20 protein-coding genes and 1 pseudogene are annotated in these 25,018 nt (G+C 62.5%); 10 read left to right on the forward strand and 11 right to left on the reverse strand.

From position 1 onward, the window contains the following. Positions 1-259: 259 nt before the first annotated feature. A complete protein-coding gene (locus F2982_RS25375; RefSeq protein WP_130280563.1) occupies positions 260-1,462 on the forward strand; it encodes an MFS transporter in 1,203 nt (400 codons plus the stop codon). Between the two features lie 112 nt (positions 1,463-1,574). Next, positions 1,575-3,713 (forward strand): methylmalonyl-CoA mutase, encoded by a 2,139-nt coding sequence (gene scpA, locus F2982_RS25380; protein WP_203430327.1) that lies wholly within the window; start codon positions 1,575-1,577, stop codon positions 3,711-3,713. Positions 3,714-3,719: 6 nt separating this feature from the next. Here scpA and F2982_RS25385 read toward each other — a convergent pair whose 3' ends face one another. Beyond that, entirely contained in the window at positions 3,720-4,598 is an 879-nt protein-coding gene (locus tag F2982_RS25385; protein WP_246777592.1) for a LysR family transcriptional regulator, read from the reverse strand. Between the two features lie 187 nt (positions 4,599-4,785). Here F2982_RS25385 and F2982_RS25390 point away from each other — a divergent pair, with 187 nt between their 5' ends. Further along, positions 4,786-6,930 carry a TonB-dependent siderophore receptor gene (locus F2982_RS25390; RefSeq protein ID WP_203430329.1) on the forward strand — a complete coding sequence of 715 codons (2,145 nt, stop codon included), beginning with the start codon at positions 4,786-4,788 and terminating at the stop codon, positions 6,928-6,930. 50 nt (positions 6,931-6,980) lie between these two features. On the opposite strand, the pseudogene F2982_RS25395 reads toward F2982_RS25390, so the two are convergent. Then, positions 6,981-7,862, reverse strand: a pseudogene (locus tag F2982_RS25395) (NmrA family NAD(P)-binding protein). Between the two features lie 79 nt (positions 7,863-7,941). Here F2982_RS25395 and F2982_RS25400 point away from each other — a divergent pair. Then, positions 7,942-8,520 carry a TetR/AcrR family transcriptional regulator gene (locus F2982_RS25400; protein WP_203430330.1) on the forward strand — a complete coding sequence of 193 codons (579 nt, stop codon included), beginning with the start codon at positions 7,942-7,944 and terminating at the stop codon, positions 8,518-8,520. 3 nt (positions 8,521-8,523) lie between these two features. Here F2982_RS25400 and F2982_RS25405 read toward each other — a convergent pair whose 3' ends face one another. Then, positions 8,524-8,685 carry a hypothetical protein gene (locus tag F2982_RS25405; protein WP_165402686.1) on the reverse strand — a complete coding sequence of 54 codons (162 nt, stop codon included), beginning with the start codon at positions 8,683-8,685 and terminating at the stop codon, positions 8,524-8,526. A 43-nt stretch (positions 8,686-8,728) separates the two neighbouring features. Next, complete coding sequence (locus tag F2982_RS25410; protein WP_203430331.1) at positions 8,729-9,886, reverse strand: fumarylacetoacetate hydrolase family protein; 1,158 nt, start codon at positions 9,884-9,886, stop codon at positions 8,729-8,731. A 232-nt stretch (positions 9,887-10,118) separates the two neighbouring features. Here F2982_RS25410 and F2982_RS25415 point away from each other — a divergent pair, with 232 nt between their 5' ends. The 5 genes from F2982_RS25415 (at position 10,119) to F2982_RS25435 (ending at position 15,110) form a co-directional block, all read left to right on the forward strand. Next, a complete protein-coding gene (locus F2982_RS25415) occupies positions 10,119-10,517 on the forward strand; it encodes a VOC family protein (protein WP_199625718.1) in 399 nt (132 codons plus the stop codon). A gap of 112 nt (positions 10,518-10,629) precedes the next feature. After that, positions 10,630-10,899, forward strand: a complete 270-nt coding sequence (locus tag F2982_RS25420; RefSeq protein ID WP_130280577.1) for a DUF2934 domain-containing protein — start codon at positions 10,630-10,632, stop codon at positions 10,897-10,899. Between the two features lie 82 nt (positions 10,900-10,981). After that, positions 10,982-12,379 (forward strand): cytochrome c, encoded by a 1,398-nt coding sequence (locus tag F2982_RS25425; protein WP_203430332.1) that lies wholly within the window; start codon positions 10,982-10,984, stop codon positions 12,377-12,379. Then, positions 12,376-12,870, forward strand: coding sequence for a (2Fe-2S)-binding protein (locus F2982_RS25430; protein WP_203430333.1), 495 nt, complete (start codon positions 12,376-12,378; stop codon positions 12,868-12,870). Before F2982_RS25425 ends, F2982_RS25430 begins: the two co-directional genes overlap by 4 nt. Then, a complete protein-coding gene (locus F2982_RS25435; protein ID WP_203430334.1) occupies positions 12,870-15,110 on the forward strand; it encodes a molybdopterin cofactor-binding domain-containing protein in 2,241 nt (746 codons plus the stop codon). The genes F2982_RS25430 and F2982_RS25435 overlap by 1 nt, the downstream gene beginning before the upstream one ends. A gap of 7 nt (positions 15,111-15,117) precedes the next feature. Here F2982_RS25435 and F2982_RS25440 read toward each other — a convergent pair whose 3' ends face one another. The 4 genes from F2982_RS25440 to F2982_RS25455 all read right to left on the reverse strand — a co-directional run bounded on the left by F2982_RS25440 (position 15,118) and on the right by F2982_RS25455 (position 22,348). Beyond that, positions 15,118-15,351, reverse strand: a complete 234-nt coding sequence (locus F2982_RS25440; protein WP_203430335.1) for a DUF2934 domain-containing protein — start codon at positions 15,349-15,351, stop codon at positions 15,118-15,120. Positions 15,352-15,370: 19 nt separating this feature from the next. After that, positions 15,371-15,898, reverse strand: coding sequence for a sigma-70 family RNA polymerase sigma factor (locus F2982_RS25445; RefSeq protein WP_203430336.1), 528 nt, complete (start codon positions 15,896-15,898; stop codon positions 15,371-15,373). Positions 15,899-16,080: 182 nt separating this feature from the next. Continuing rightward, positions 16,081-21,153, reverse strand: a complete 5,073-nt coding sequence (locus tag F2982_RS25450) for a hypothetical protein (protein WP_203430337.1) — start codon at positions 21,151-21,153, stop codon at positions 16,081-16,083. 466 nt (positions 21,154-21,619) lie between these two features. Next, positions 21,620-22,348 (reverse strand): Crp/Fnr family transcriptional regulator, encoded by a 729-nt coding sequence (locus F2982_RS25455; RefSeq protein WP_199625724.1) that lies wholly within the window; start codon positions 22,346-22,348, stop codon positions 21,620-21,622. 211 nt (positions 22,349-22,559) lie between these two features. On the opposite strand from F2982_RS25455, the gene F2982_RS25460 reads away from it, so the two are divergent. After that, a complete protein-coding gene (locus tag F2982_RS25460) occupies positions 22,560-22,793 on the forward strand; it encodes a hypothetical protein (protein WP_130280595.1) in 234 nt (77 codons plus the stop codon). Here the strand turns inward: F2982_RS25460 and F2982_RS25465 are convergent, their stop codons facing one another. The 3 genes from F2982_RS25465 to F2982_RS25475 are packed head-to-tail and all read right to left on the reverse strand — an operon-like array spanning position 22,794 to position 25,008. Continuing rightward, positions 22,794-23,510 (reverse strand): Crp/Fnr family transcriptional regulator, encoded by a 717-nt coding sequence (locus F2982_RS25465; RefSeq protein ID WP_246777593.1) that lies wholly within the window; start codon positions 23,508-23,510, stop codon positions 22,794-22,796. It abuts the gene before it with no gap. A 3-nt stretch (positions 23,511-23,513) separates the two neighbouring features. Next, positions 23,514-24,236, reverse strand: coding sequence for a metallophosphoesterase (locus F2982_RS25470; protein ID WP_203430338.1), 723 nt, complete (start codon positions 24,234-24,236; stop codon positions 23,514-23,516). Further along, complete coding sequence (locus tag F2982_RS25475) at positions 24,229-25,008, reverse strand: nucleotidyltransferase family protein (protein ID WP_130280960.1); 780 nt, start codon at positions 25,006-25,008, stop codon at positions 24,229-24,231. Before F2982_RS25475 ends, F2982_RS25470 begins: the two co-directional genes overlap by 8 nt. Between the last annotated feature and the right edge of the window lie 10 nt (positions 25,009-25,018).

Below are 25,018 nucleotides of genomic sequence, written 5' to 3' on the forward strand. Positions count from 1 at the left end.
TTTCGATACCCCTTACTTCAGGAAGGCCGCGACATGCAAACCGCGCGCCGGCGAAACAGCCGAAGCAAAAATGGCGCAGCCGCGCAAAATTTAGGCATCGGCGTACCGCTCCTGCCCAAAGCGGGCTGTGCCGCAAAGAGAAGTTGCGATACATGCTCTGTCAGCGAACGCCATCGAGCCCATCAGCCCCCGATCCCGAACGCTTCCATTTCTTCAGCACATGACCGCAGCACAAATCTTTGCTGCAGGAGGAATACCTATGGCCGTAGTGAGCGAAACCGCGCCGCGTTTCCAGAAGACGACAATGTCGATCCTGATGGCAGTCAGCTTCTGCCACATGCTGAACGACATCATGCAGTCGCTTCTTGCGTCGCTCTATCCGCTCTTCAAGGCCAATTATAACCTCGACTTCGTGCAGATCGGCCTGCTGACGATGACCTTCCAGGTCACGGCGTCGCTGCTGCAGCCCTTCGTCGGCATCTTTACCGATCGCTGGCCGATGCCCTATTCGCTACCGGTCGGCATGGCGAGCACCTTCTGCGGCCTGATCCTGCTCGGCAATGCCGGCAGCTTCGAGCTGCTGCTCGTCGCCGCCAGCCTGATCGGCTTCGGTTCGGCCGTCTTCCATCCGGAATCCTCGCGCGTCGCGCGTCTGGCCTCCGGCGGTCGCCACGGCTTCGCACAGTCCTTCTTCCAAGTCGGCGGCAATGCCGGCCAGGCGATCGGCCCGCTGATTGCCGCCTTCATCGTCTTCCCGCTCGGCCAGCACAGCGTCTCCTGGCTGTCGGGCATCGCGCTCGTCGGCATGATCGTGCTCGGCTGGGTCGGTAACTGGTACATGAGCCACCGCCGCCAGAATGCCGGCAAGCCCGCCGTCAGCCGCACGCTGCCGCTGCCGCAGAACAAGGTCGTCGTCGCCCTGCTCATCCTCGTGCTGCTGACCGCGACCAAGAACGTCTACATGGCAAGCGTCTCCAGCTATTTCACCTTCTATGTGATCGACCGCTTCCAGCTCGGCGTTCAGCAGGCGCAGCTGATGCTCTTCCTGTTCCTCGGTTCCGTTGCCGTCGGCACCTTCCTCGGCGGCCCGATCGGCGACCGTCTCGGCGCCCGCTTCGTCATCTGGTTCTCGATCCTCGGCGTCATTCCCTTCGCGCTGATGCTGCCCTATGCGAACCTGTTCTGGACCGGCGTGCTCAGCGTCGTCATCGGCCTGATCTTCGCCTCCGCCTTCTCGGCAATCGTCGTCTTCGCGCAGGAGCTGGTGCCGGGACGTGTCGGCTTGATCGCCGGCGTGTTCTTCGGCTTCGCCTTTGGAGCCGGCGGTCTCGGTGCGGCCTTCCTCGGCGATTTTGCAGATAGCCACGGCATCGAATTCGTCTATCGCATCTGCTCCTACCTGCCGCTGCTCGGCCTGCTGACGATCTTCCTGCCGAAGATTCCGAAGCACGCTCACGCATGACCGGGCGCGCCCACGCGTGACGTCGAGCCCGGCGTAAATTATCCTAAGGCCCTATCGCGCCGCATGCGTTCCAGGTGATAGCGTGCGGCGCAATGACATGCCGGAGGATGACATGACGAAGAAGACGGTTGGCGATTGGCAGGCTTTGGCCGAGAAGGAACTGAAAGCCTCGCCGGAGACGCTCGTCTGGAAGACGCCTGAGGGCATCGACGTCAAGCCGCTCTATGCCGCAGGCGATCTTGCCTCCGCCGATCATCTGGACAGCATGCCGGGCCTCGCGCCCTTCATCCGCGGACCGCGTGCCACAATGTATGCCGGACGTCCCTGGACAATCCGCCAGTATGCCGGGTTCTCGACCGCCGAAGCCTCCAACGCCTTCTACCGCAAGGCGCTCGCCGCCGGTCAGCAGGGCGTGTCGGTCGCCTTCGATCTCGCCACCCATCGCGGCTATGACAGCGACCATCCGCGGGTCGAGGGCGATGTCGGCAAGGCCGGCGTGGCGATCGACAGCGTCGAGGACATGAAGATCCTGTTCGACGGCATTCCGCTCGAAAAGATCTCGGTGTCGATGACGATGAACGGCGCCGTCATCCCGATCCTCGCCTCCTTCATCGTTGCCGGCGAAGAGCAGGGCGTGTCGCGTTCCGAGCTCTCGGGGACCATCCAGAACGATATCCTCAAGGAGTTCATGGTCCGCAACACCTATATCTATCCGCCCGAACCCTCGATGCGGATCGTGGCGGATATCATCGAGTATACGGCCAGGGAGATGCCGAAGTTCAACTCGATCTCGATCTCCGGCTATCACATGCAGGAAGCCGGCGCGACGCTGGTGCAAGAACTCGCCTTCACGCTGGCCGATGGGCGCGAATATGTCCGCGCCGCGATCGCCAAGGGCCTGAACGTCGACGACTTCGCCGGCCGCCTCTCCTTCTTCTTCGCGATCGGCATGAATTTCTTCATGGAGGCCGCCAAGCTGCGTGCCGCCCGTCTGCTCTGGACGAAGATCATGGAGGAATTCGAGCCGAAGAAGGCGTCGTCGCTGATGCTGCGCACGCACTGCCAGACGTCGGGCGTCTCGCTGCAGGAGCAGGATCCCTACAACAATATCGTCAGAACCGCCTTCGAGGCGATGTCGGCAGTGCTCGGCGGCACGCAGTCGCTGCACACCAATTCCTTCGACGAGGCGATCGCGCTGCCGACGGAATTCTCCGCCCGCATTGCCCGCAACACGCAGCTGATCCTGCAGCACGAGACCGGCGTCACCAAGGTCGTCGACCCCCTCGCAGGCTCCTATTATGTCGAGAGCCTGACCAAGGAACTCGCCGACAAGGCCTGGGCGCTGATCGAGGAGGTCGAGGCGCTCGGCGGCATGACGAAGGCCGTCAACGAGGGCCTGCCGAAGCGGCTGATCGAGGAGGCCGCGACGCGCCGCCAGGCGGCGGTCGACAAGGGCGACGAGGTGATCGTCGGCGTCAATAAATACCGGCTGGAAACTGAGGAAGAGCTGGAAATCCTGGCGATCGACAATGCCGCGGTGCGCGCCGCGCAGGTCAAGCGCATCGAGGACACCCGCCGCCGCCGCGACAGCGGCAAGGTGCGTGAGACGCTGGAAACGCTCTCCGAAGTTGCCCGCAACGAAGAGGGCAACCTGCTTGCCGCTGCCGTCGAGGCGGCGCGGGCACGCGCCACCGTCGGCGAGATATCGGATGCGATGCGACAGATCTTCGGCGACCATGGAGCGGTGCCTGAGGTGATCAAGGATGTCTATGGCGAAGCCTATCGCGACCAGCCGGAACTCGAAACTCTGAAGGCCCGCATGGCGGATATCAGCGTCAGCCTTGGCCGCAAGCCGAAGATCATGGTCGCCAAGCTCGGCCAGGATGGACACGACCGCGGCGCCAAGGTGATCGCCTCGGCCTTCGGCGATGTCGGTTTCGATGTGTTGGCCGGGCCGCTGTTCCAGACGCCGGATGAGGCGGCCGGCATGGCGCTGAGCGAGAAGGTCAATGTCATCGGCGTCTCGTCGCTGGCCGCCGGCCACAAGACGCTGTTGCCGCAGCTGGTCGATGCGCTGAAGGCCAAGGGCGGCGGCGATGTCATCGTCGTCTGCGGCGGCGTCATTCCGCGGCAGGACTATCAGTTCTTGACCGACCACGGCGTCGCCGCGGTCTTCGGCCCCGGCACCAATGTGCTCGACGCCGCAAATTCGGTGCTCGACCTCCTGCAGGGGATCAGGCGCAATACCTGATCCGTCTCAGAAGCTGTCCTCGTCGCGCGACAGGCTCTTCTTGAAATGGGCGATGAAGCTCTTGATGATCGGCGAGGGCTCGACTTTCCGGTAGGCGATCGCCAGGTCCGAGGTGACCGAGCAGCCCTTCAGCCTGGTATAGGCAATTCCCGGCAGCTGCACGCATTGGAACGAGCGTGGCACCAGCGCCACGCCGGTGCCGAGCACGACCATGCTGGCGATGGTGATGAAGTCGCGGCCGGAGCTGTTGATATCCGGCTCGAAACCCGCTTCCCGGCAGGCGGCGATCGTATTGCGGTGAAAGCCGACATCGGGCGGCTGGCGCGGCGTGATGAAGACTTCGCCGGCCAGGGATTTCAGCGCGACGGACGGCGATGCCGCGTGAGCGTGGTTCGCCGGCAGCGCCACGACGAATTCCTCGCGCATGGCGATCTCGGCCGCCAGCCCCGCTGGCAGCGCAATCGGTGGGCGGATGAAGCCGAGATCGAGCGTCTTGTCGGCGATCTTTTCCAGCTGCTGGCGCATTTCGATCTCGATCAGCTGAAACTCGACTCCGGGCCGCGACGCCTTGAACTTCGACAACGCATCGCCGAGCACGCCGGAATAGGCCGCCGAAGCGACATAGCCGACGGCGACGCGCTCGAGATCGCCTTTCGCCGCCCGGTGGACAGCCTCGACGGCGCTTTCCGCAAGTCCGAGAACACGCCGGCCCTGCTCTGCGAGCTCCAGTCCCGGCCGGGTCAGGCGCAGCGAGCGGCGGCTGCGATCCAGAAGCGATACGCCTAACAGCGCCTCGAGCTTGATGATCTGCTGGCTGAGACCCGGCTGCGCAATCCCGAGCCGCGCCGCGGCGCGCTCGAAATTCTGCTCCTCGGCGAGAGCCACGAAATATCTCAGATGCCTGAGCTCGAGAGCTGCACTACTGACCAAATACCACCTCTTTTCATAATCTGCGCTTATGAAAAACGCTGACGACCTTATTGGATCATCGAAATGAATCCGTCTAGTAACGTGACTGAGATTGTCAAGTTTTTAGACGGATCGCCCCCGTCCGGGTCTCCATGAGGTTGCCGTGCGCCTGAAGAATGTTTCGCTCGTCCTGCTGTCCACCGTTTGCGCAGCAGCGCTTCTTCCGGCCGCGGCCTTTGCACAGGAGGCCACCGAGCTTGCGCCGATCACCGTGCAGGGTCAGACCAAAGAAGATCCGAAGGCGCCTGTAAAGGGCTTCGTCGCCAAGGCTAGCTCGACGGCGACGAAGACGGGAACCCCGATCCTTGAAACGCAGCAGTCGATCTCGGTGATCACGGCCGATCAGCTGAAGGCACAGAACGCCCAGACCGTCGGCCAGGCGCTCGACTATACGCCCGGCGTCGTCAGTCAGCCGGGGGGCTCGGATCCGCGCTTCGACGCGCCGCGCATTCGCGGCTTCGATGGCCGCCAGTCGCAATATTTGAATGGTCTGAGACTGATGCGCACGGCCGGCGCGCCGGCGATCGATCCCTACCAGCTGGAGCGCATCGAAGTGCTGCGCGGCCCGGCCTCCGTGATGTTCGGCCAGGGTAATCCGGGCGGCATAATCAACCTGATCAGCAAGCGCCCGACCTTCGACAGCTTCGGCGAGGTCGGCTTGCAGTTCGGCAGCTACGATACCTATGGCACCTATTTCGACGTCGGTGGCCCGGTCACCGACGGCTCGGACTTCGCCTATCGCGTCACGGGTCTGGCCCGCACCGCAAGCGCGCAGGTCGATGAGCTCGACAACGACCGCTATTTCATCGCCCCCGCTTTCACCTGGCAGCCCGACGAAGACACCAAGCTGACGATCCTGACGAGCGTGCAGCACGACAATCCAAGCACGCCGTCCGGCGTCCCGGCGCTCTTCGCCGATACGCTCGGCCGCGACTTCTATGTCGGCGACAAGAGTTTCGATCATTCCAACCGGACGCTGACCAATCTCGGTTATGAATTCGAGCACCGCCTCAACGACACCTGGACCTTCCGCCAGAACCTTCGCTACTCGAATTTCGACTGGAACTATCAGGCGCTGGGGATGTCTTCGATAAATGGAGGCGTCGGCGCGGACGGACATTCCATCCGGCGCAACGCGACATTCCAGGATGAGTTGCTGAACACGTTCAACGTCGACAACAACCTGCTCGGCGAGTTCGAGACGGGCGATGTCGAGCACAAGCTGCTTGTCGGTCTCGACTACCGCTATTTCAGCAACAATGTGCATACCCGGTTCTTCCAGGCAACGCCGCTCGATATCCTAAATCCCGTCTATGGCGGGCCGATCAGCCTGATCTCTCCGACCACCAACACGCTAGTCAACAGCGACCTGTCCCAGATCGGCATCTACATTCAGGACGAACTTGCCTACAACAACTGGCGGGCAACCTTCGGGCTGCGTCAGGATTGGGCGAGCACCGATGGAACGTCCTTCAATGGCCTGCCGGGCGTGGTTCCCACGCCAACATCGCCGAACCCTCGATCGCTTGATCAGGACGATCATAAGCTAACCGGCCGGGTCGGTTTGGGATATGTGTTCGACAACGGCATTGCGCCTTACATCAGCTACAGCACGTCGTTCGAACCGGTCGCGCCGTCCACCAGCTTGGCGAACCCGGTTCCGACTGAAGGCAAGCAGGTGGAGATCGGCGTCAAGTATCAGCCGGAAGGCTGGGACGGCTTCTTCTCTGCGGCAGTCTACGATCTCCGCCAAAAGAACGTCTCGACGACGGTCTTAACGCCGGCGGGAAGCAGGACGCAGCAGATTGGCGAAGTTCATGTCCAGGGTCTCGAACTCGAGGGTGTTGCGAGCTTGATGGACGGGCTGAACCTGCGGGCGGCATATAGTTATACGGACAGCGAAATCGTTGGCGGTTCGACGGCTGGCAACCGTCTTGATAACGTGCCGCTGAACGCTGCGAGCCTGTGGCTGGATTACAGCTTCAAAGAGGGCAGCGCCCTGGAAGGCTTCGGTGTTGGCGGCGGCGTTCGCTATGTCGGTCAGCGCTATGGCGACGCCGCGAACGTCTACAACCTCGACGCCGTCACCCTCTTCGATGCGGCGCTGACCTACAGGAAGGAAGGCGTCACCGCCTCGCTCAATTTCCGCAACCTTGCCGACAAGGACTATATCGCCAGCTGCAGCTCGTTCGGCTGCACCTATGGCGACGGGCGCACGGTGATGGGCAAGCTGACGTTCAATTGGTAACCAGCAGCCGGCTGCGATCTGCAGCCGGCTTAAGCCTCGTCGAGCGCGGCTCAGCGGAAGGCGGCGAGGTTCTCCTTCAGCCATTGCGGCAGGCTCTTCGGCGGCGTGCCGGTCAGCGCCTCGACGGTCGAGGTCGTCTCGCCGAGAACGGATTCGCGGAAGACCTGGTCGAGACCGAGCAGCAGTTCGGCGACGAAGGGCGGCAGACCGCCTGCCAAAAGTGCCGCATGCTGTTCTTCCGGCGAGCGATGTCCGTAAGTGACTGGCCGTCCGAGCTGGGCGGAAAGCTCGGCGGCGACTTCCGCCATCGTCCAGGCGCGCGAACCCGTCAGATGATAGGCGCGCTGCGACCACGGCCATACTTCTTCCAACAGGGCGGCGCGTGCCGCTCTTGCAATGTCGGCGGTGTCGATGAAATTCACCCGGCCGTTTCCGGCCGCGCCCGCCCATTCTCCGGTAGCGATCTCGGCCGCCGACCGTTTCAGGATATCGGGAAAGGCGGATGGCCGCAGCACGGTGGAGGCGACCGGCTGGCGCGCGAGATGCGCCTCGATCTCCATGTGCCAGGCGAAGGGGTTGAGCCGGGTTGCCGGGCCGAGTGCCGAGAGCTTGACGATATGGCGCACCCCGGCGCCAACGGCGGCATCGATCAGTGCGATCTCGTTGGCCACCTGCCGCGGAGAGGTGCCATGCTAGAGAAACAGACGGTCCGCACCCGAAAGCGCTGACGCTAAAGTCTCCGGCCGGTCGAAATCGACGACGGCGATCTCCGCGCCTTCGGCTATGCCGGTGGCGTCGGGCCGGCGGGTTAGCGCCACGGGGGTGATGGGATCAGCGGTCAGAAGCCGGGTAAGTTCGGCGCCGACGCGGCCGGTGGAACCGGCGATTGCGATGCGGCTGGTCAAAGCGGATTGCAAAGATTCGTTTGGCATGGGGGCACAACCTATGTATCTTGGAACGACTGTTCCATTATTGTTGAACCGATCGTTCCAAGATGTCAAGCGAGGATGCATGAGCGGAAAACCGCAATTCGACGAGGCTGCCGTTATCGATGCCGCCCTGATCGTCTTCTGGCGCCAGGGCTATGCGGCGGCCTCGATCAGCGACCTGACGGAGGCGACCGGCCTTTCGCGCTCAAGCATCTATCAACGCTTCGGCGACAAGGGCGGACTGTTTCGCGAGGCGCTGGCGGCCTATACGCGGCGCGTGCTCGCGCGCATGAACAGCGCTGAGGCGCCCTCCGCACGCGGCGCCGTCGAGGCGATCCTGCGCGGCTTCGTGCCGGAACAGCCGATGGGCCGTCCGGCCGGCTGCCTGATTGCCCGAAGCTGCGTGGAAAAGGGTGAGTTGAGCGCAGAAGGGCAGGCGGCGGCCCTGCAGGCGGCAGCCGATCAGCGGCAGATCTTCGCTGCGCTACTGCGCCAGGCAATTGCCGCGGGCGAGCTCAGCCGGGATGCGGATGTGGAGGCGCTCGCCTGGTACTATCTCGGCGTGCTGCAGGCAGTGCTGAATTTCCCGAATGCCGGCGCAGACAGCAGCGCGCTCCATCATATGATCGATGTCGCGATGATGGCCTGGCCGCGCCCGTGAATCTCAAACGCCCGGCTGGGCGCCGAAATAGTTGAAATAGGCCCAGGCGATGGCGAAGAGGACCACGATGGTCAGCACCACGATCAGCTTGCGCAGCGCCGGGTTGATCTGGCGCGGGGGCTTCGGCTTGTTCGGCTTTTTGAATTTGATGACGTTGTCGTTCATGGCACGGTTCTAACCCGATTTTCCGGCGCAGGGCAATCGGCGGTCAGAGGAGACCGCGCTTTGCGAGATTGCCCATCAGCGCCGAGATGCCGAAGGTCCAGGGCGGGCATTCGGTGGAGAGGCGCACGGTATTGGCCAGCGTCCCAAGCCCCGCCGAGGAAATCTCGACGATATCACCGACCTTGTGGGTAAAGCCCTGGTTCTTGGCATCGCGATCCTGCGTTGGCGCAAACAGCGTGCCGAGGAACAGCATGAAGCCGTCAGGATACTGGTGATGGGCGCCGCAGGTCTGCTTGACGAGATCGGCCGGGTCGCGGCTGATCTTCGACATCGAGCTCTTGCCATGCAGCACGAAGCCGTCCTCGCCGGTTACCTTGAGGTCGAGCTCGGCCTTGCGCACGTCATCCAGCGTGAAGCTCTGGTCGAACAGGCGGATGAACGGGCCGATCGAGCAGGAGGCGTTGTTGTCCTTCGCCTTGCCGAGCAGCAGCGCCGAGCGGCCCTCGACATCGCGCAGATTGACGTCGTTGCCGAGCGTCGCGCCCTTGATCTCGCCGCGGCTGTTTACCGCGAGCACGATTTCCGGCTCCGGATTGTTCCAGGTGGAGATCGGGTGCAGGCCGACATCCGCACCCCAGCCGACCGAGGACAGTACCGGCGACTTGGTGAAGACCTCGGCATCCGGGCCGATGCCGACTTCCAGATATTGCGACCACATGCCTTCTTCGATCAGCGCCTGCTTGACCTTGGCGGCTTCCGGCGAGCCGGCCTTGATATTGGCAAGGCTGCCGCCGATCAGCGCGCCGACGCGGTCGCGGATCGAGGCGGCGCGGTCGGGATTGCCGGCCGCCTTTTCCTCGATGACGCGCTCGATCATCGACTGCGCGAAGGTGACGCCGCAGGCTTTGATCGCCTGCAGGTCTGCGGGCGCCAGGAGATAGGGCTTCGATGCATCGGGCTTGCCGCTGCTGTTCTTGGAAACATCTTCGAGCGTGCCGATCGCTTCACCCTTCGCGGCGCGTACGAAGGCGGCCGGATCGTCCCGCTCGAGAAGCGCGCTCAGCGTCGGTGCATCCCTGGAGGTGATGTCGATCAGCTGTCCGTCGCGGATGGTGACGATCGACGGGCCTGAAACCTTGGGGTTCCAGACGCGGCCGACGAAGAGACCGGCCGAGGCGGCGGCGTCGAGAAGCTGAGACATGATGAGCCCTCCAATGCTGATGAGCGATCGCTCATTTTATCATCTGATTGCCGCCCTCCAGCAGCGCCGGAAATCGATCACATTCGCTCCGCGGCGGCAAGGCCGGTTGCCGGAAAAACAGACTGCACGTTTGGTTGAAAGGCTAGATTTCGGACTTGCGGCAGAGCTCTCAGCGGCTAGGGTCGAGACCGGCTTTCAAACATGTACCCGGGGAGAGGAGGCCCCGTTCGCAATGCTGAAATCCTTCGAACATGTCGGCATGACCGTCAGCAATATGGACCAGGCCGTTGCATTTTATTGCGATCTTCTCGGCCTGACGCTGCATCTCAGGAAGAAGACCGATGACGGCTCGGATCTCGCCTTTCTCGATGCCGGCGGCGGCATGCTGGAGATCATCGCGCCGGTGAATGGCGCCAAGCGGGCGGTCGATGTGCCCGACGACACCGCCGGGCTCCGGCATCTGACTTTCCTTTACGCAAGCGTCGATGAAACCTTTGCCAAACTCGAGGCGGCCGGCGTCGATCTCAAGGAGCGGCCGCGTTTCACCTACAATCCCGAAGTGCTGCACAAGGTGGCCTTCGTGCGCGATCCCGACGGCATCATCATCGAGCTTGCCGAGCGTAAAAACTAAGGCCCCGCGACAAACAATTCTTGCTCGGATTTTACATGCGCAAGTAACGACTCCGTAAGTCTGCTCTGGCAGTCTCCTCTGTAGATTAAATTACATATTTCAGTTGGATACCATGAGCCGTAGCAAAGACGATTGGATCAATCAGCGCGCCTATTCCATCTGGGAAGAAGAGGGCCGCCCGCATGATCGCGGCGGCGCTCACTGGCAGCAGGCCGCCGCCGAATACGAGCAGTTGGAAAGAACACGCGCCTCGGCGGATGGGAATGAGCTGATCGAGATGCTGCGCCGTACCGGCCGGCTGATGCGCGCTGCCGAAAACGATGCTCTGCGCGTAGTCCGGCCGGAACAGAAGCCGGCGCGCAAGGCCATCAGGCGCGCATAAAAATTCTCATATTGCGGGAACTTTAATTCCTCCCCCGCGTTTGACCGGATCGGTTTGCGCGGCTGGGAGGGCCTGATCCGCAATGCGAGCCATTCGCGTTCTCTCTACGATCATCACGCTTTTCATCATTCTCGGCCTCGCCTTCTTCTTCCTCGCCTGGAATTCGGAGATCGCGCCGCAGAAAGTCGCCGACCGGCAGCCGTTCGATCCCGCCTTGGTCGCCCACGGCGCCAGCCTCGCGGCGGTGGGAAACTGTATCGCCTGTCATACGGTTCCCGGGAAGGAGGCGTTTTCCGGGGGCCTGAAGCTGCCGACGCCTTTCGGGACGATCTATTCGACGAATATCACCCCGGATGAAGAGACCGGCATCGGTCTCTGGAGCGAGGCGGCCTTCCAGCGCGCCATGCGTCATGGTGTCGACCGGCAGGGGGAACACCTCTATCCGGCTTTCCCCTATGATCATTTCACCCGAGTCACCGACGATGACAACAAGGCGCTCTATGCCTATCTGATGACGCGCACGCCGGTGAAGGCGACGGCGCCGAAGAACGAACTGCCTTTCCCGCTCGATGTCCGCCCGATACTTGCAGGGTGGAAGCTGCTGTTCTTCGATGACGGCGCCTTCACCCCCGATCCGCAACAGAGCGATGAGTGGAACCGCGGCGCCTATCTCGCCGAAGGTCTCGGCCATTGCGGCGCCTGCCACACTCCGCGCAATTCGCTCGGCGCTGAAGACAAGGCGAAGCATTTCGCCGGCGGCGAGGCCGAGGGTTGGCAGGCCTATGCGATCAATGCCGATAGCCGCGCGCCGATCCCCTGGGACAAGGATGCGATCGCCTTCTATCTGCGCCACGGCTATCACGAATTGCACGGCGTTTCGCGCGGCCCGATGGCGGAGGTCACCGGCAATCTCGCAGCGCTTCCGGATGCCGATGTCGAGGCGATCGCCACTTATGTTGCGTCCGGCATGGGCGAGCCGTCCGCCGATCGCGCCGCCAAGGGCGAGGAGCTGAAGAAGCAGTTCGGCTCGGAGGCCGATGGCATCGTCACGGCGGCCGTCGACGCCAAACCATCCGGCGATCTCGCTTCACATCCCGGCGCGCAGATCTACACGGCTGCCTGCGCCAGCTGTCACGAGGCGGGCAAGAAGCCGCCCTTTGGCGGCATGAATTTCCACCTGAGCACAGCGGTCAACGCGCCGAACCCGCAGAACATCATCAACGTCACCCTGTTCGGCCTGCCGCCGGCCGATGGTCAGGCAAGCGCGGTCATGCCCGCCTTCGGCGGCGCATTGAACAACCAGCAGGTTGCCGATCTGCTCGGCTATCTCCGCCAGCGCTTCGCCGATGGCAAACCGGCCTGGGCCGATCTGCCGCAACAGGTGAGCCGTACCCGATCCGGCGATTATTTCGTCGCCGTCCGTCCTTCCGAAGGCATTGAAAGGGCGCCGTCCAATGTCGGCGCAAAGGCAGCGCAATGACGACACTCAATGTGAATGGACAGAGCCATCAGATCGACAGCGAGCCGGATACGCCGCTGCTCTATGTTCTCAGAAACGATCTCGAGCTCAATGCCGCCAAGTTCGGCTGCGGTCTCGGCCAGTGCGGCGCCTGCACCGTCATGGTCGACGGACAGGCGGTGCTTTCCTGCGTCACGCCGTTGATCGCGGTCAAGGGCAAGGAGATCGTCACCGTCGAGGGGCTTGGGACGATCGACAAGCCCGGACCGCTGCAGGCCGCCTTCATCGAAAAGCAGTCGGCGCAATGCGGCTACTGTATCGCCGGGATGATGATGAGCGCTGCGGCACTCCTGAAGCAGAACGCCAAGCCGAGCGACGACGAGATCCGCAACGCGCTGCGCACCAATCTCTGTCGATGCGGCACACATATGCGCATTCTCGCGGCCATAAGGCGTGCGAGCGAGCTCATGGAGGCCGCCGAATTGCCGGCCGCAAACAGGAGTGCCGGCTGATGGACATTCTCACCAGGGACGAAATCACCCGCCGCGGCCTGCTTGCCGGAACCGGCGCCCTCGTCGTCAGCTTCTCCGTTGTCCGGGCCCTTGCGCAGGACGCGCCCGCCGCGGCACCCGACAAGCCGAAGCTGCCGGGCAGCCTTGATGACGACCGTTATCTCGATAGCTGGATCAGGATCGATGCCGATGGCAAGATCACCGTTTTCACCGGCAAGGCCGAGCTCGGACAGGGCATCCGCACGCCGCTGATCCAAGTGGCGGCGGAAGAGCTGGAGGTTGAGCCCGGCGACATCACGCTGGTCACTGCCGATACCGGCCGCACGCCCGATGAAGGCTTCACGGCCGGCAGCCAGTCGATGCAGAACAGCGGCACGGCGATCCGCAATGCGGCGGCGCAGGTGCGCGAGATGTTGATCGCCGAAGCCGCGCGCCGCTTCTCGCTGCCGCCTGAGCAGCTGAAGGCGGAGAAGAAAGCGATCACCGGTCCCGATGGAAAATCGGCGACTTACGGCGAACTCGTCGCCGGGCAGTTTCTGCATGTCGAAGCGCAGCCAAAATCGAAGCTGAAGGCGCCGGATATGCTGCGCGTCATCGGCCGGGATGTGCAGCGCGTCGATATTCCTGGAAAGGTCACCGGCGGCGTTGCCTATGTTCAGGATCTGAAGCTGGAGGGCATGGTGCATGCCCGCGTCATCCGCCCGCCAAGCTATGGCGCGACGCTGAAGGAACTCGACGCCACGCCGATTGAAGCCATGCCCGGTGTCGTCTCGGTGATCCGTGACGGCAATTTCCTGGCCGTCGTTGCCGATCGCGAATGGCATGCCGTCAAGGCGATGCGCGCGCTGGAGAAAGTAGCCCACTGGGATGAACCGGCGACGCTGCCGGATCAGGCCGATCTCTACACCGTTCTTGTCGGCATGGAGAAAGAGGTCGGTACCGTGGCGGAATCGGGGGCACCCGCCTTTCCCAATGGCGCAACCTATGAGGCGACCTTCACGCGGCCCTATCATATGCATGGCTCGATCGGCCCCTCCTGCGGCGTTGCGCATCTGAAGCAGGACGGCACGATCGATGTCTGGTCGCATACGCAGGGTGTCTTTCCGGATCGCACCGCGATCGCTCAGATGATCGGCCTGCCTGAGGACAAGGTGCGGGTCATCCATATGGAGGGCTCCGGCTGCTACGGCCATAATGGCGCCGATGACGCTGCCGCGGATGCGGCGCTGATCGCCATGAAAATCCCCGGCCGTCCGGTCCGCGTCCAGTGGATGCGCGAGCAGGAGCATGGCTGGGAGCCTTATGGGCCGGGTATGGTGACCAAGGTCAGGGCATCGCTCGACGCTTCTGGCAAGATCGACAACTGGACCTACGATCTCTGGAGCAACTCGCATGGCACCCGTCCCGGCGACGCCGGATCGCTGCTTGCCGGGCGCACCAAGGCCGATGCAGTGCCGCTGAAACTGCCGAAGCTTTCGATCAATCCGAACGGCAATGGCGATCGCAATGCCGATCCCCTCTATGCGATCCCGAACCGGAAGATCCTCTGGCATTTTCTGCCGGATATGCCGATCCGCGTCTCGGCGCTCCGGGGGCTCGGGGCCTATGCCAATGTCTTTTCGATCGAGAGCACGATGGATGAACTGGCAATCGCCGCCAAGGCCGATCCGGTCGAGTTCCGCCTGCGCCACCTTCAGGACAGCCGCGCCAGCGATGTCGTGAAAATGGCGGCCGAGAAATTCGGCTGGGGGCAGGGAGAGGTGCCGCAAGGCCATGGCCGCGGCTTCGCCTTTGCGCGCTACAAGAACCACGCCGCCTATCTGGCGCTGGCGCTCGAAGCGCGCATCGAGCCGGAAACCGGCCGCGTTCAAGTGATCCGTGCCGTTGCCGCTATCGACAGCGGCCAGGCGGTCAATCCTGATGGCATCCGCAACCAGACGGAAGGCGGGATCCTGCAGTCGATCAGCTGGACGCTCTATGAGCAGGTCACCTTCGACCGTACGCGGATCACCAGCACAGACTGGTCGAGCTATCCGATCCTGCGCTTTGCGAGCGTCCCTGAAAGTGTCGAGGTGCATGTGATCGATCGGCCCGGCCAGCCCTTCCTCGGCACCGGCGAGGCGGCGCAGGGGCCAACCTCGGCAGCCGTCGCCAACGCCATCCGCAACGCGACGGGCAAGCGTTTGACCGATCTGCCGCTGTCGCGCAGCCGCGTGCGTCAGGCGGCGGGTTTGGGATAAAAGGAGGTCAGCGGCCCGTGCTGCGATAGCGGTCGCGGGCCGAAGGCTTGGCCGTCGGTGATTTCAGGCGAAAGCGAACCAGAACCTCGGCGCCATCGAGCGAGGCGCGGGTGCGCTCCAGTTCGTCGCGTTCGCGGACGGCCTGTATCCAGTGTTCGGCATCATGTCCGCTCAGGTGGCCGGAAAGTTCCCAAAGCGCATAGGCGCGCTTGGCGATCCACTCGTCTCTGGCATCGGCCATCACGTTCTCCAGCAATGATTTAATGAATGGATGTCGCTTCCGAAAATTCGGTCTCGCCGAGCATTTCCAGCAGATGGCAGCGGGCGCGATTGACCCGGCTCTTGATCGTGCCGATTTCACAATTGCAGAGGACCGCCGCCTCTTCATAACTAGCGCCCGAAACGACGAGGAGAAGGGCGACGCGATGCGTGTTGCGCAGTTTGGCGATCGCCGCCTGGACATCGAGCGCCCGCATCGCCCAGTCCTGCGTCGATTTCACCGGCAGCTGGTAATCACTGAGATCGTCGACGGAGCCGACCGGCTCGCGCCGGCGACGCCGGTAGGCGCTGCAATAGGTGTTGCGCATGATGGTGAAAAGCCAGGATTTCAGGCTGGTACCGTCGTGAAACTGGTCCATATGCCCGAGCGCTCGCGACAGCGTCTCCTGCACAAGATCGTCGGCATCGTTCTCTCCGCGCTCGAAGCGCCGGGCGAAGGATTTGAGGGCGGGAAGAAGAGAGACGATTTCGGCCTGGTGGCCGGACAAGGCAACTGCAGTCTGGGTCATGGCGGTTTCCTTCTGGTGGAAGGGTAATGCCGCTTGATGCGCTGCGTTCCGGGGGGTGTGCCGTTGGGTACGAAAGCGTACTGCGATTTATCGGCCGGCGGCTGGAAATGACGGCCGAAGGCCGGAAGACAAGAAAGGCGCAGCTTGTGGCCGCGCCTTTCCGTCGTCCCTAGGGGACGTTCTTATGCTTCGCCGTAGGCGGCGATTGCCGCTGCGACTGCGCCGATCTGCGTGTCATTCATCGCCTGGATCTGGTCCGAGGTGAAGGCCTTCAGCGGATCCTCGTCGAGGCCAGCGATATCTTCGGCAGCGATGCCGGAGATTGCCTTGACGTTGATTGCTGCGATGTCTTCTTCGGAGAACTCCTTGAGGTCTTCAGGCGACATGGCGGCGATCTGCGTGGCGGTCAGCTTTGCAGTCTGGTCGGAGGTCAAGCCGCCGATCTGCTCTGCCGACATCCCGGTGATCTGGGAGGCCTTCAGACCGGTGACGGCCGTTACGCTGAGCTTGCCGATCTGGGCAGCAGAGAGACCAGCGATCTGCTCGTCCGTCAGCGCGCCAACCTGGACTGCCGAGAGGGCACCGAGCTGGGCATCGCTGAACTTGCCGAGCTGGCCAGCCGTAAAGCCGGTGATCTGCTTGGCGGAGACCGCACCGATCTGGTCGACCGACAGCTTGCCGATCTGGTCGTCGCTCAGTGCACCGATGGCGGTGTTGCTCAGACCTGCGACTGCAGCCTTGGTGATCGTAGCCACACCATCCTCGGAGAGGCCGGTGATGTTGTCGGCGGTGAGGCCGGCAGTCTGAACTGCGGTCAAGAGACCAGCCTGGGTCGCCGTCAGGCCACCAACCTGCTCGTCGGTCATCGCAGTGATCTGCGTTGCCTTGAGGCCGGTGGTGCCTGCGTTGCTCAGCTGGCCGATCTGGTCAGCGGAGAAACCAGCGATCTGGTCAGTGGTCAGAGCGCCGACCTGTACTGCAGAGAGGGCACCCATCTGTGCGCTGCTGAACTTGCCGAGCTGGGCAGCCGAGAAGCCAGCCATCTGGGTCGAGAGCAGGCCGGAGATCTGATCCGTGCTCAGCTTGCCGATCTGTTCTTCGGTCAGAACACCGATGGCGTCGTTCTTAAGGCCGTTGATTGCCTTGGCGCCGATGGCGCCAATTTCATCGGCAGAGAACTTCTTGACGTCATCAGCCGACAGGGCGCCGACCTGGGCAGCAGAGAGAGCGCCTGCCTGAGCGACGCTGAGCCCTTCGAGCTGCACGTCGGACATGCCAGAGATCTGGGTTGCCTTCAGTCCGCCGACAGCGGCGTTGCTGAGCTTGCCGATCTGGGCGGCCGAGAAGCCGGCGATCTGCGTATCGCTCAGAGCACCGACCTGGGCGGCCGTCAGGGCACCGATCTGCTCATCGCTGAACTTGCCGAGCTGACCTGCGGTGAAGCCGGCGACCTGCGTGGTCGTGACTGCACCGATCTGTTCGGCAGAGAGAGCGCCAAGCTGGTCATCGCTGAGGACGGCGATTGCCTCGTTCTTCAGGCCAGGGATGGCCTTCGTACCGATCTTGGCAACTGCGTCTTCAGACAGGCCGGTGATGTTGGTAGCGCTGAAGCCGCCAACCTGGGCTGCCGTCAGGAGGGCCGCCTGGGTGTCGGTGATGCCGCCAACCTGTTCGTCGGTCAGGGCAGTGATCTGCGTTGCCTTGAGACCGGAAACAGCCTTGTCGCTCAGCTTGCCGATCTGGTCGTCCGTGAAGCCACCGATCTGCGTGGTCGTCAGAGCGCCAGCCTGAGCCGCCGTCAGGGCGCCGACCTGTTCATCGCTGAACTTGCCGAGCTGACCTGCGGTGAAGGCAGTGACCTGCGTGGTCGTAACCGCGCCGATCTGTGCAGCCGAGAGCTTCGCAACCTGACCGTCGGTCAGAACGGCGATGGCTTCGTTCTTCATGCCGCTGATCGACTTGGTGCTGATCTTCGCAACAGCATCCTCAGACAGCTTGGTGACGTTCGCAGCGGTGAAGCCGCCGACCTGAGCCGCGGTCATGAGACCGGCCTGAGTGTCGGTGATGCCTGCAACCTGGGTATCCGTCATTGCAGCGATCTGCGTTGCCTTCAGACCCGCGACCGCCTTGTCGCTGAGCTTGCCGATCTGAGCGGCAGAGAGACCTGCGATCTGATCGTTGGTCAGCGAGCCGACCTGAGCTGACGTCAGGGCGCCCATCTGTTCATCGCTGAACTTGCCGAGCTGATCAGCCGTGAAGGCGGTGATCTGCTTGGTGCTGAGTACGCCGACCTGTGCAGCGGACAGTGCGCCGAGCTGATCATCGCTGAGAACAGCAATCGCTGCGTTTGCGAGGCTGGTGATCGACTTCGTGCTGAGCTTGGCAACACCGGTCTCGGAGAGGCCGGTGATGTTGTCAGCGGTGAAGCCGGCAACCTGAGCTGCGGACAGCAGGCCAGCCTGGGTGTCGGTGATACCGCCAACCTGTTCGTCGGTCATGGCAGTGATCTGCGTTGCCTTCAGGCCAACGACGGCCTTGTCGCTGAGCTTGCCGATCTGATCTGCCGTCAGGCCACCGATCTGATCGTTGGTCAGCGAGCCGACCTGGACTGCCGTCAGAGCGCCCATCTGTTCATCGCTGAACTTGCCGAGCTGCGCTGCGGAGAAGCCGGTGATCTGCTTGGCAGTCATCGCGCCGATCTGGCCAGCCGAGAGCTTGCCAACCTGTGCTTCGGTCAGGACGCCGATCGCATCGTTGCTCAGGCCGCCGATGGCTTTGGTGCTGATCGCACCGATTTCGTCGGCAGAGAACTTCTTGATGTCGTCAGCCGTGAGAGCACCAACCTGGGCAGCCGACAGAGCGCCGGCCTGAGCAACGCTCAGTCCTTCGAGCTGCACGTCTGTCATAGCGCTGATCTGCGTAGCCTTGAGGCCTGCGACGGCCTTGTCGCTGATCTTGCCGATCTGGGCGGCAGAGAGACCCGTGATCTGGTCGTTGGTCAGCGAGCCGACCTGAGCTGCAGTGAGAGCGCCGATCTGTTCATCGCTGAACTTGCCGAGCTGAGCGGCCGTGAAGCCGGTGATCTGCTTGGTGCTGAGCACGCCGACCTGAGCAGCCGAGAGAGCGCCAACCTGATCGTCGCTGAGGACGCCGATTGCTTCGTTCTTCAGGCTGATGATTGCCTTGGTGCTGAGCTTGGCGACACCGGTTTCGGAGAGGCCGGTGATGTTGGTTGCGCTGAAGCCGCCAACCTGAGCTGCCGTCAGCAGGCCAGCCTGGGTGTCGGTCATGCCGCCAACCTGTTCGTCGGTCATGGCAGCGATCTGCGTAGCCTTCAGGCCAGCGAATGCCTTGTCGCTGAGCTTGCCGATCTGATCAGCCGTCAGGCCGCCGATCTGGTCGTTGGTCAGCGAGCCGACCTGAGCCGCCGTGAGAGCGCCGATCTGTTCGTCGTTGAACTTGCCGAGCTGCGCTGCGGAGAAGCCAGTGATCTGCTTGGTGGTGATCGCGCCGATCTGGCCAGCGGAGAGCTTACCAACCTGTGCTTCAGTCAGAACGCCGATCGCATCGTTGCTCAGGCTGCCGATCGCCTTGGTGCTGATCGCACCGATTTCGTCGGCAGAGAACTTCTTGATGTCGTCAGCCGTGAGAGCGCCGACCTGGGCAGCCGAGAGAGCGCCGGCCTGAGCAACGCTCAGACCTTCGAGCTGCACGTCTGTCATCGCGGAGATCTGCGTAGCCTTGAGGCCTGCGACAGCCTTGTCGCTGATCTTGCCGATCTGGTCGGCAGAGAGACCGGTGATCTGGTCGTTGGTCAGCGAGCCGACCTGAGCTGCCGTCAGGGCACCAATCTGTTCATCGCTGAACTTGCCGAGCTGAGCGGCGGTGAAGCCGGTGATCTGCTTGGCGCTGAGCGCTCCAACCTGGGCAGCGGAGAGAGCGCCGACCTGGTCGTCGCTGAGGACAGCGATTGCTTCATTCTTCAGGCCAGCGATGGCCTTGGTGCTCAGCTTGGCAACACCGGTTTCGGAGAGGCCGGTGATGTTGGTTGCGCTAAAGCCGCCAACCTGGGCTGCCGTCAGCAGGCCAGCCTGGGTGTCGGTCATGCCGCCAACCTGTTCGTCGGTCATGGCAGCGATCTGCGTAGCCTTCAGGCCGACGACAGCCTTGTCGCTCAGCTTGCCGATCTGGTCGGCAGAGAGGCCGCTGATCTGGTCATTGGTCAGCGAGCTGACCTGAACCGCCGTCAGGGCGCCCATCTGCTCATCGCTGAACTTGCCGATCTGCGCCGACGTGAAGCCGGTGATCTGCTTGGCGGTCATCGCGCCGATCTGGCCGGCGGAGAGTGCACCAACCTGGTCTTCGGTGAGGACGGCGATTGCTTCATTCTTCAGGCTGACGATTGCCTTGGTGCCGAGCTTGGCAACAGCATCTTCGGAGAGGCCCGTGATGTTGGTGGCGGTGAAGCCGGCGACCTGCGCAGCACTCAGAACGCCTGCCTGGTCGGCGGTAAAGCCTTCAACCTGAGACGACGTCATGGCGGTGATCTGGGTTGCCTTGAGACCGGCAACAGCCTTGAGGCTGAGCTGGCCGACCTGGTCACCGCTGAAGCCACCAACCTGGGTGGTGCTGAGAGCGCCGACCTGTACGGCCGACAGGGCGCCCATCTGTGCTTCGCTGAACTTGCCGAGCTGGGCCGAGGTCAGCGCAGTCATCTGCTTCGTGGTCAGCGCCGCGATCTGGTCGGTGCTGAGTTTGGCGATCTGGTCGTCGGTCAGGCCGGCGACGGCGTCGTTGCTCAGGCCTGCGATTGCCTTGGCGCTGATGGCGCCAACTTCATCAGCCGAGAACTTGGCGATGTCGTCTGCGCCGAGCGAACCGATCTGCGCGGCGCTCAGGCCCTTGATCTGGTCGGAGGTCAGGTTTTCGACCTGATCGGCGGAAAGCGCGGCCATCTGGGTGGTGCTGAAGGCAGCGACCTGGGCGTTGCTCAGGTCCTTGAACTTGGTGGCATCGATTGCACCGAGCTGGGCGGCGCTGAGGCCGCCGATCGCGGCTGTGGAGATCGCGCCGAGCTGGTCGGAACCGAGAGCGCCCACATCTTCGGCTTCGAAGGCAGCAACCTGCGTCTTGTTGAGAAGCTTCAGCTGGTCGACGGAGAATGCTGCAACGTCGTCCTTGGTAAAGGCTTTGATGGTTGTAGCGGAAAGAGCTTTGATTTGATTTGCAGAGAGAGAAGTAACGATCGAGGTCATGAAAGGTGCCCTTGCACTGGCGTTAGCGGTGACAGTGTCATTCGTCCGCGCGTCGTTCCCAAGAAGTTGGCAGATCCCCAACTGCAGACACGGGGGCTCGTGCCGTGCACAACTGCAAGGCCGATCGGCTTAGACGAAATGTTTCGGAAGACATCGCTCGAGAGAGCAGTCGCTTAGGACAAGCATCATGCGTACGGCGCCTCGCATTTGAGACGCCGGTTCCTAAACCGAAGACGCCCGGCAGGAAGCCGCACATCTCTAGCCTTGGTTTCTGAGACCCCCACGGCCAAAAATAGAAATATGTTGGAAGCCCTAATTATGGGTTAATTTTCGCGTAATGCTGGCACGTGCCGGGGCACCAAAAGTCTAACTTCTTGGATTACCCCAAAAAAGGGCAGTATAAATTCTTGTGTTATTTTTATAACACTGCGAAGGATATGCATATCAATATCTATTGAATTATGAGCTACTGATTCAGCCGCGACAATGCCACTCCGAGCAACCTGCGGTACTCCTCTTCCGCCGCGCCATAGGAGCCGTTCGCCTCTTCCATCAGGCCCCGGCGGCTGAGGATAGTGATCTGGCCGCGATTGGCGCGAACAAGGCCTTTTCCCTCGAGAATATGGAGTGCGACAGTGATGCCGGGGCGGCGGACACCCAGCATGACGGCGAGGAATTCGTGGGTCAGCGAGATGGTATTGCCGTCCATGCGGTCATGGACCATCAACAGCCAGCGCGCGAGTCGCTCTTCGAGTTTCGCATGACCGTTTGCCAGCACGGTCGACGACATTTGCGCCAGAAAGGCCTGAACATAGGCAAGCAGCTTGGCGCGCAGCGTGGCGCTCGTGTCGATCGCCGCTTGCAGCGCCGCAGAAGTGATTCGGTAGCCGGTACCGGAGACCTGCATAAAGGTCATGTTCGGGGATTGCTCGCCGCCGAGGACGATCGCGGCCCCGGTCATTCCCTCGCGTCCGGCAATGCCGACCTCGATGTCCCGCCCGCCCGACAGGCGGGCGACGATCGAGGCGAGACCTGATTCCAGGAAGATGACGAAATCGACGGGCACATGCGCCTTTTCGATCTGGTAGGGGATATCGAGCGTCACGAATTCGAGATGCGGGGAAAGAAGTGCCAGATCGCTGGCATCGAGGCTTTTCAGCAGTTCATTGCGGTAGTGGCGCTCTTCAGTCGGCATTCTCGTCCCCACGGCCGGCGGGGTAAAGCCGACTCGATTGAAAAGGAACCTACCGCCTTGAAATTGCAGTACAACCGACTGTCTCTTACCGTACAAAGATGAGCGATCGCCGGAATGGAACAACATCACCGGTTTTGAAGTTCGGCACCCAAAGAACGGAGTGTCCGGCGTGGCGGCGAGAACGTTCCATCGATATGCGCGATCACAGGATGTGCCCAACACAGCCGTGCGCCTGATCCTGCGGGTCATCGAGGATAGTGTCGTTGCCGATGTCGAATGGCCGGCAAATGCCGAGACGGATGCGGGAAACTATCTCTACCCGACCTATGTGCCGCTGGCGATCGAGCGGGCCGAGGATGTCCGTGTGCACTACGGATTCATCGAGGTCGCCGTCGTGACCGGCAATCCGGATCTCTGGAACGAAGCCTGGGGCAGGCTGGTCTGATCAACGGATCTTCCAGCCGAGCACGCGCTCATATTCCGCTTCCGTACGGCCATAGCTGCCATTGGCCTGCTGCTTCAGGCCTTCGCGGTCGATGATGGTGATCTCGGAGCGGTGCGAGCGGATCAGCCCCTTCCCCTCCAGCATATGCAGCGCGACGGTAACGCCGGGGCGGCGCACGCCGAGCATGATTGACAGGAACTCATGGGTCAGCGCCAGTTTCTGGCCCTCGATGCGATCGTGAACCATCAGCAGCCAGCGGGCCAGCCGGTTTTCCAGCACGGTATGGCCGTTAGTCCAGGCGGTCGAGGCGACCTGCAGGTTCAGCGCCCGGGTGAAGCGGCCGAAATGGCGGCGCATCTGCGGCCGGGCGTCCATCAGTTCCATGAGTTCTCCGGACCGTATGCGATAGGCCTCGCCGGGGATCTGGATATAGGTCTTGAATGGCCCCCGGTCGTCCCAGAGCACCAGTGATGAGCCGACGAAGCCTTCCCAGCCGATGACGCCGACTTCGATATCGCGGCCGCGCGACATCGAGGCGATGGTCGAGGCGAGGCCGCTCTCCATGAAATAGGCAAACTCCAGCGGCTGGTTGGGCTTCTCCACCTCTTCGCCGAGCGGCAGTAAGACGCGCTCCAGCAGCGGCTCCAGCTTGGCGAAATCGGCGGCTGGCAGCGTCGAAATCATGAAATTCCGGAAGATCGCTTGCCGGGTATTCACAGTTCAAAGCTCCAGAAGTGCGTAGGCCTTGCCCGTCGGTTTCTCGATATGGGCAGCAACGTTGAAAACAGGGGCACCGCGCGGTGTGCGGCCCTCATAGGTGCCGCGATGGGCATGGCCGTGGACGACGGCATCGACCTTGAAGCGGTCGATGGTCTCGGCGAGGCGCGAGGAGCCGAGGAACGGATAGATTTCCAGCGGCTCTCCGGCCACGGTCTCGGCGATCGGCGCATAATGCAGGATCACCATGGATTTCTCGGCGCGCACCTGGCGCATGGCGTTTTCCAGCCGCATCGATTCCTCGACGCTTTCGGCCACCATCGCCTTGATGGCGCTCTCGCCGAACGAGCCCAGCATGTGGCGGCCGAAGCCGCCGGCGAAACCCTTGACGCCGACGAAGCCGACGCCCGAAATCTCGGCTGCCTGGCCGTTGAGAAGCTTGACGCCGGCATCCGTCAGGATCTGCGTCACGTCATCGACCGAGCCGCTTTCATGGTCGTGATTGCCAAGCACGGCGACGACGGGAACGGTGCAGCTGCGCAGATCGGCAGCGAGCAGTTCCGCTTCCTTCGGCTTGCCGAGATCGGTCAGGTCACCGGCCATGACGAGCACGTCGGCGACGCTCGATATTTCGCCGAACAGCTCCTTGTAGGATTTGCCGCCGTCTTCCTTCACGTGCAGGTCGGCGACGGCGGCGACGCGGACCTTTCTATTCTTCTCAGCCATCTCGATCTTCCCATTCGCCACGGGGCTGGCCCTCGCCGCCGACATCGGCAAAGCCCCATTCCTTGACGTCTATTTCGAAATCGACGCGCGAATACATGCGGCCGCGGCAGATGCGCATCTGCGGCAGGGGTAGTTCGCGCTGGGCGGCTAGGCGCTCCAGGAGTTCGTCGAGCAGCCATTGCGGAACCTTGTCGCGCTCGGTCGGGTAGATCCAGCGGAAGTTCAAAATGGCGATCAACAGCACTTCCCAGTGCACTTCCATGTATCCGAGCAGCTTTCGCCAATCGATCTTGTCGTGGGCGCGCAGTATGACATGGGCGATGTCGGCGCCGTCATAGCGGTGGCGCAGCTGCACGAAGAATTTCGACCATAGAAGCTCGGTCGGACTGATGATCCAGACCGGAGAACCGCACATTTCCACCTGCCGGGCATCCTGAAACCAGTCGTCGCCGACCGGCATGGTGCCGTTGGTCGAGGCGAAGATCACGTCGAAGAAGTGCTTGCCCTTGAAGACCTTGCCGAGCCAGCGCTCGTCTTCGACCTCGACGACATAGCCCTTCTCCTTGAAATGTCCGAGGATACGGCCGTAGTCGCCTGCCTTGCAGAAGATGTCGAAATCCTTCGTCTGCCGGGTAATGCCGGTATAGGCGCAGACCGCATAGGTGCCGGCGACCAGGAACGGGATCTTGCAATCGACGAGTTCGCGCACGGCATCGGCGACAAAGGGTTCGGCGTCCGGATCGATCAGCTGCGGAACGGCCCGCGCCTTCATCAGCGCCGGG

The sequence above is a fragment of the Rhizobium sp. BG4 genome (assembly GCF_016864575.1).
Taxonomy (GTDB): domain Bacteria; phylum Pseudomonadota; class Alphaproteobacteria; order Rhizobiales; family Rhizobiaceae; genus Rhizobium.

Excerpts from the sequence above, each read along its gene's own strand:
- F2982_RS25375 (WP_130280563.1), top strand. The coding sequence starts at position 260 with ATGGCCGTAGTGAGCGAAACCGCGCCGCGTTTCCAGAAGACGACAATG.
- scpA (WP_203430327.1), top strand. The coding sequence starts at position 1,575 with ATGACGAAGAAGACGGTTGGCGATTGGCAGGCTTTGGCCGAGAAGGAA.
- F2982_RS25400 (WP_203430330.1), top strand. The coding sequence starts at position 7,942 with ATGAGCGGAAAACCGCAATTCGACGAGGCTGCCGTTATCGATGCCGCC.
- F2982_RS25405 (WP_165402686.1), bottom strand. The coding sequence starts at position 8,685 with ATGAACGACAACGTCATCAAATTCAAAAAGCCGAACAAGCCGAAGCCC.
- F2982_RS25410 (WP_203430331.1), bottom strand. The coding sequence starts at position 9,886 with ATGTCTCAGCTTCTCGACGCCGCCGCCTCGGCCGGTCTCTTCGTCGGC.
- F2982_RS25415 (WP_199625718.1), top strand. The coding sequence starts at position 10,119 with ATGCTGAAATCCTTCGAACATGTCGGCATGACCGTCAGCAATATGGAC.
- F2982_RS25420 (WP_130280577.1), top strand. The coding sequence starts at position 10,630 with ATGAGCCGTAGCAAAGACGATTGGATCAATCAGCGCGCCTATTCCATC.
- F2982_RS25425 (WP_203430332.1), top strand. The coding sequence starts at position 10,982 with ATGCGAGCCATTCGCGTTCTCTCTACGATCATCACGCTTTTCATCATT.
- F2982_RS25430 (WP_203430333.1), top strand. The coding sequence starts at position 12,376 with ATGACGACACTCAATGTGAATGGACAGAGCCATCAGATCGACAGCGAG.
- F2982_RS25435 (WP_203430334.1), top strand. The coding sequence starts at position 12,870 with ATGGACATTCTCACCAGGGACGAAATCACCCGCCGCGGCCTGCTTGCC.
- F2982_RS25440 (WP_203430335.1), bottom strand. The coding sequence starts at position 15,351 with ATGGCCGATGCCAGAGACGAGTGGATCGCCAAGCGCGCCTATGCGCTT.
- F2982_RS25445 (WP_203430336.1), bottom strand. The coding sequence starts at position 15,898 with ATGACCCAGACTGCAGTTGCCTTGTCCGGCCACCAGGCCGAAATCGTC.
- F2982_RS25450 (WP_203430337.1), bottom strand. The coding sequence starts at position 21,153 with ATGACCTCGATCGTTACTTCTCTCTCTGCAAATCAAATCAAAGCTCTT.
- F2982_RS25455 (WP_199625724.1), bottom strand. The coding sequence starts at position 22,348 with ATGCCGACTGAAGAGCGCCACTACCGCAATGAACTGCTGAAAAGCCTC.
- F2982_RS25470 (WP_203430338.1), bottom strand. The coding sequence starts at position 24,236 with ATGGCTGAGAAGAATAGAAAGGTCCGCGTCGCCGCCGTCGCCGACCTG.
- F2982_RS25475 (WP_130280960.1), bottom strand. The coding sequence starts at position 25,008 with ATGAAGGCGCGGGCCGTTCCGCAGCTGATCGATCCGGACGCCGAACCC.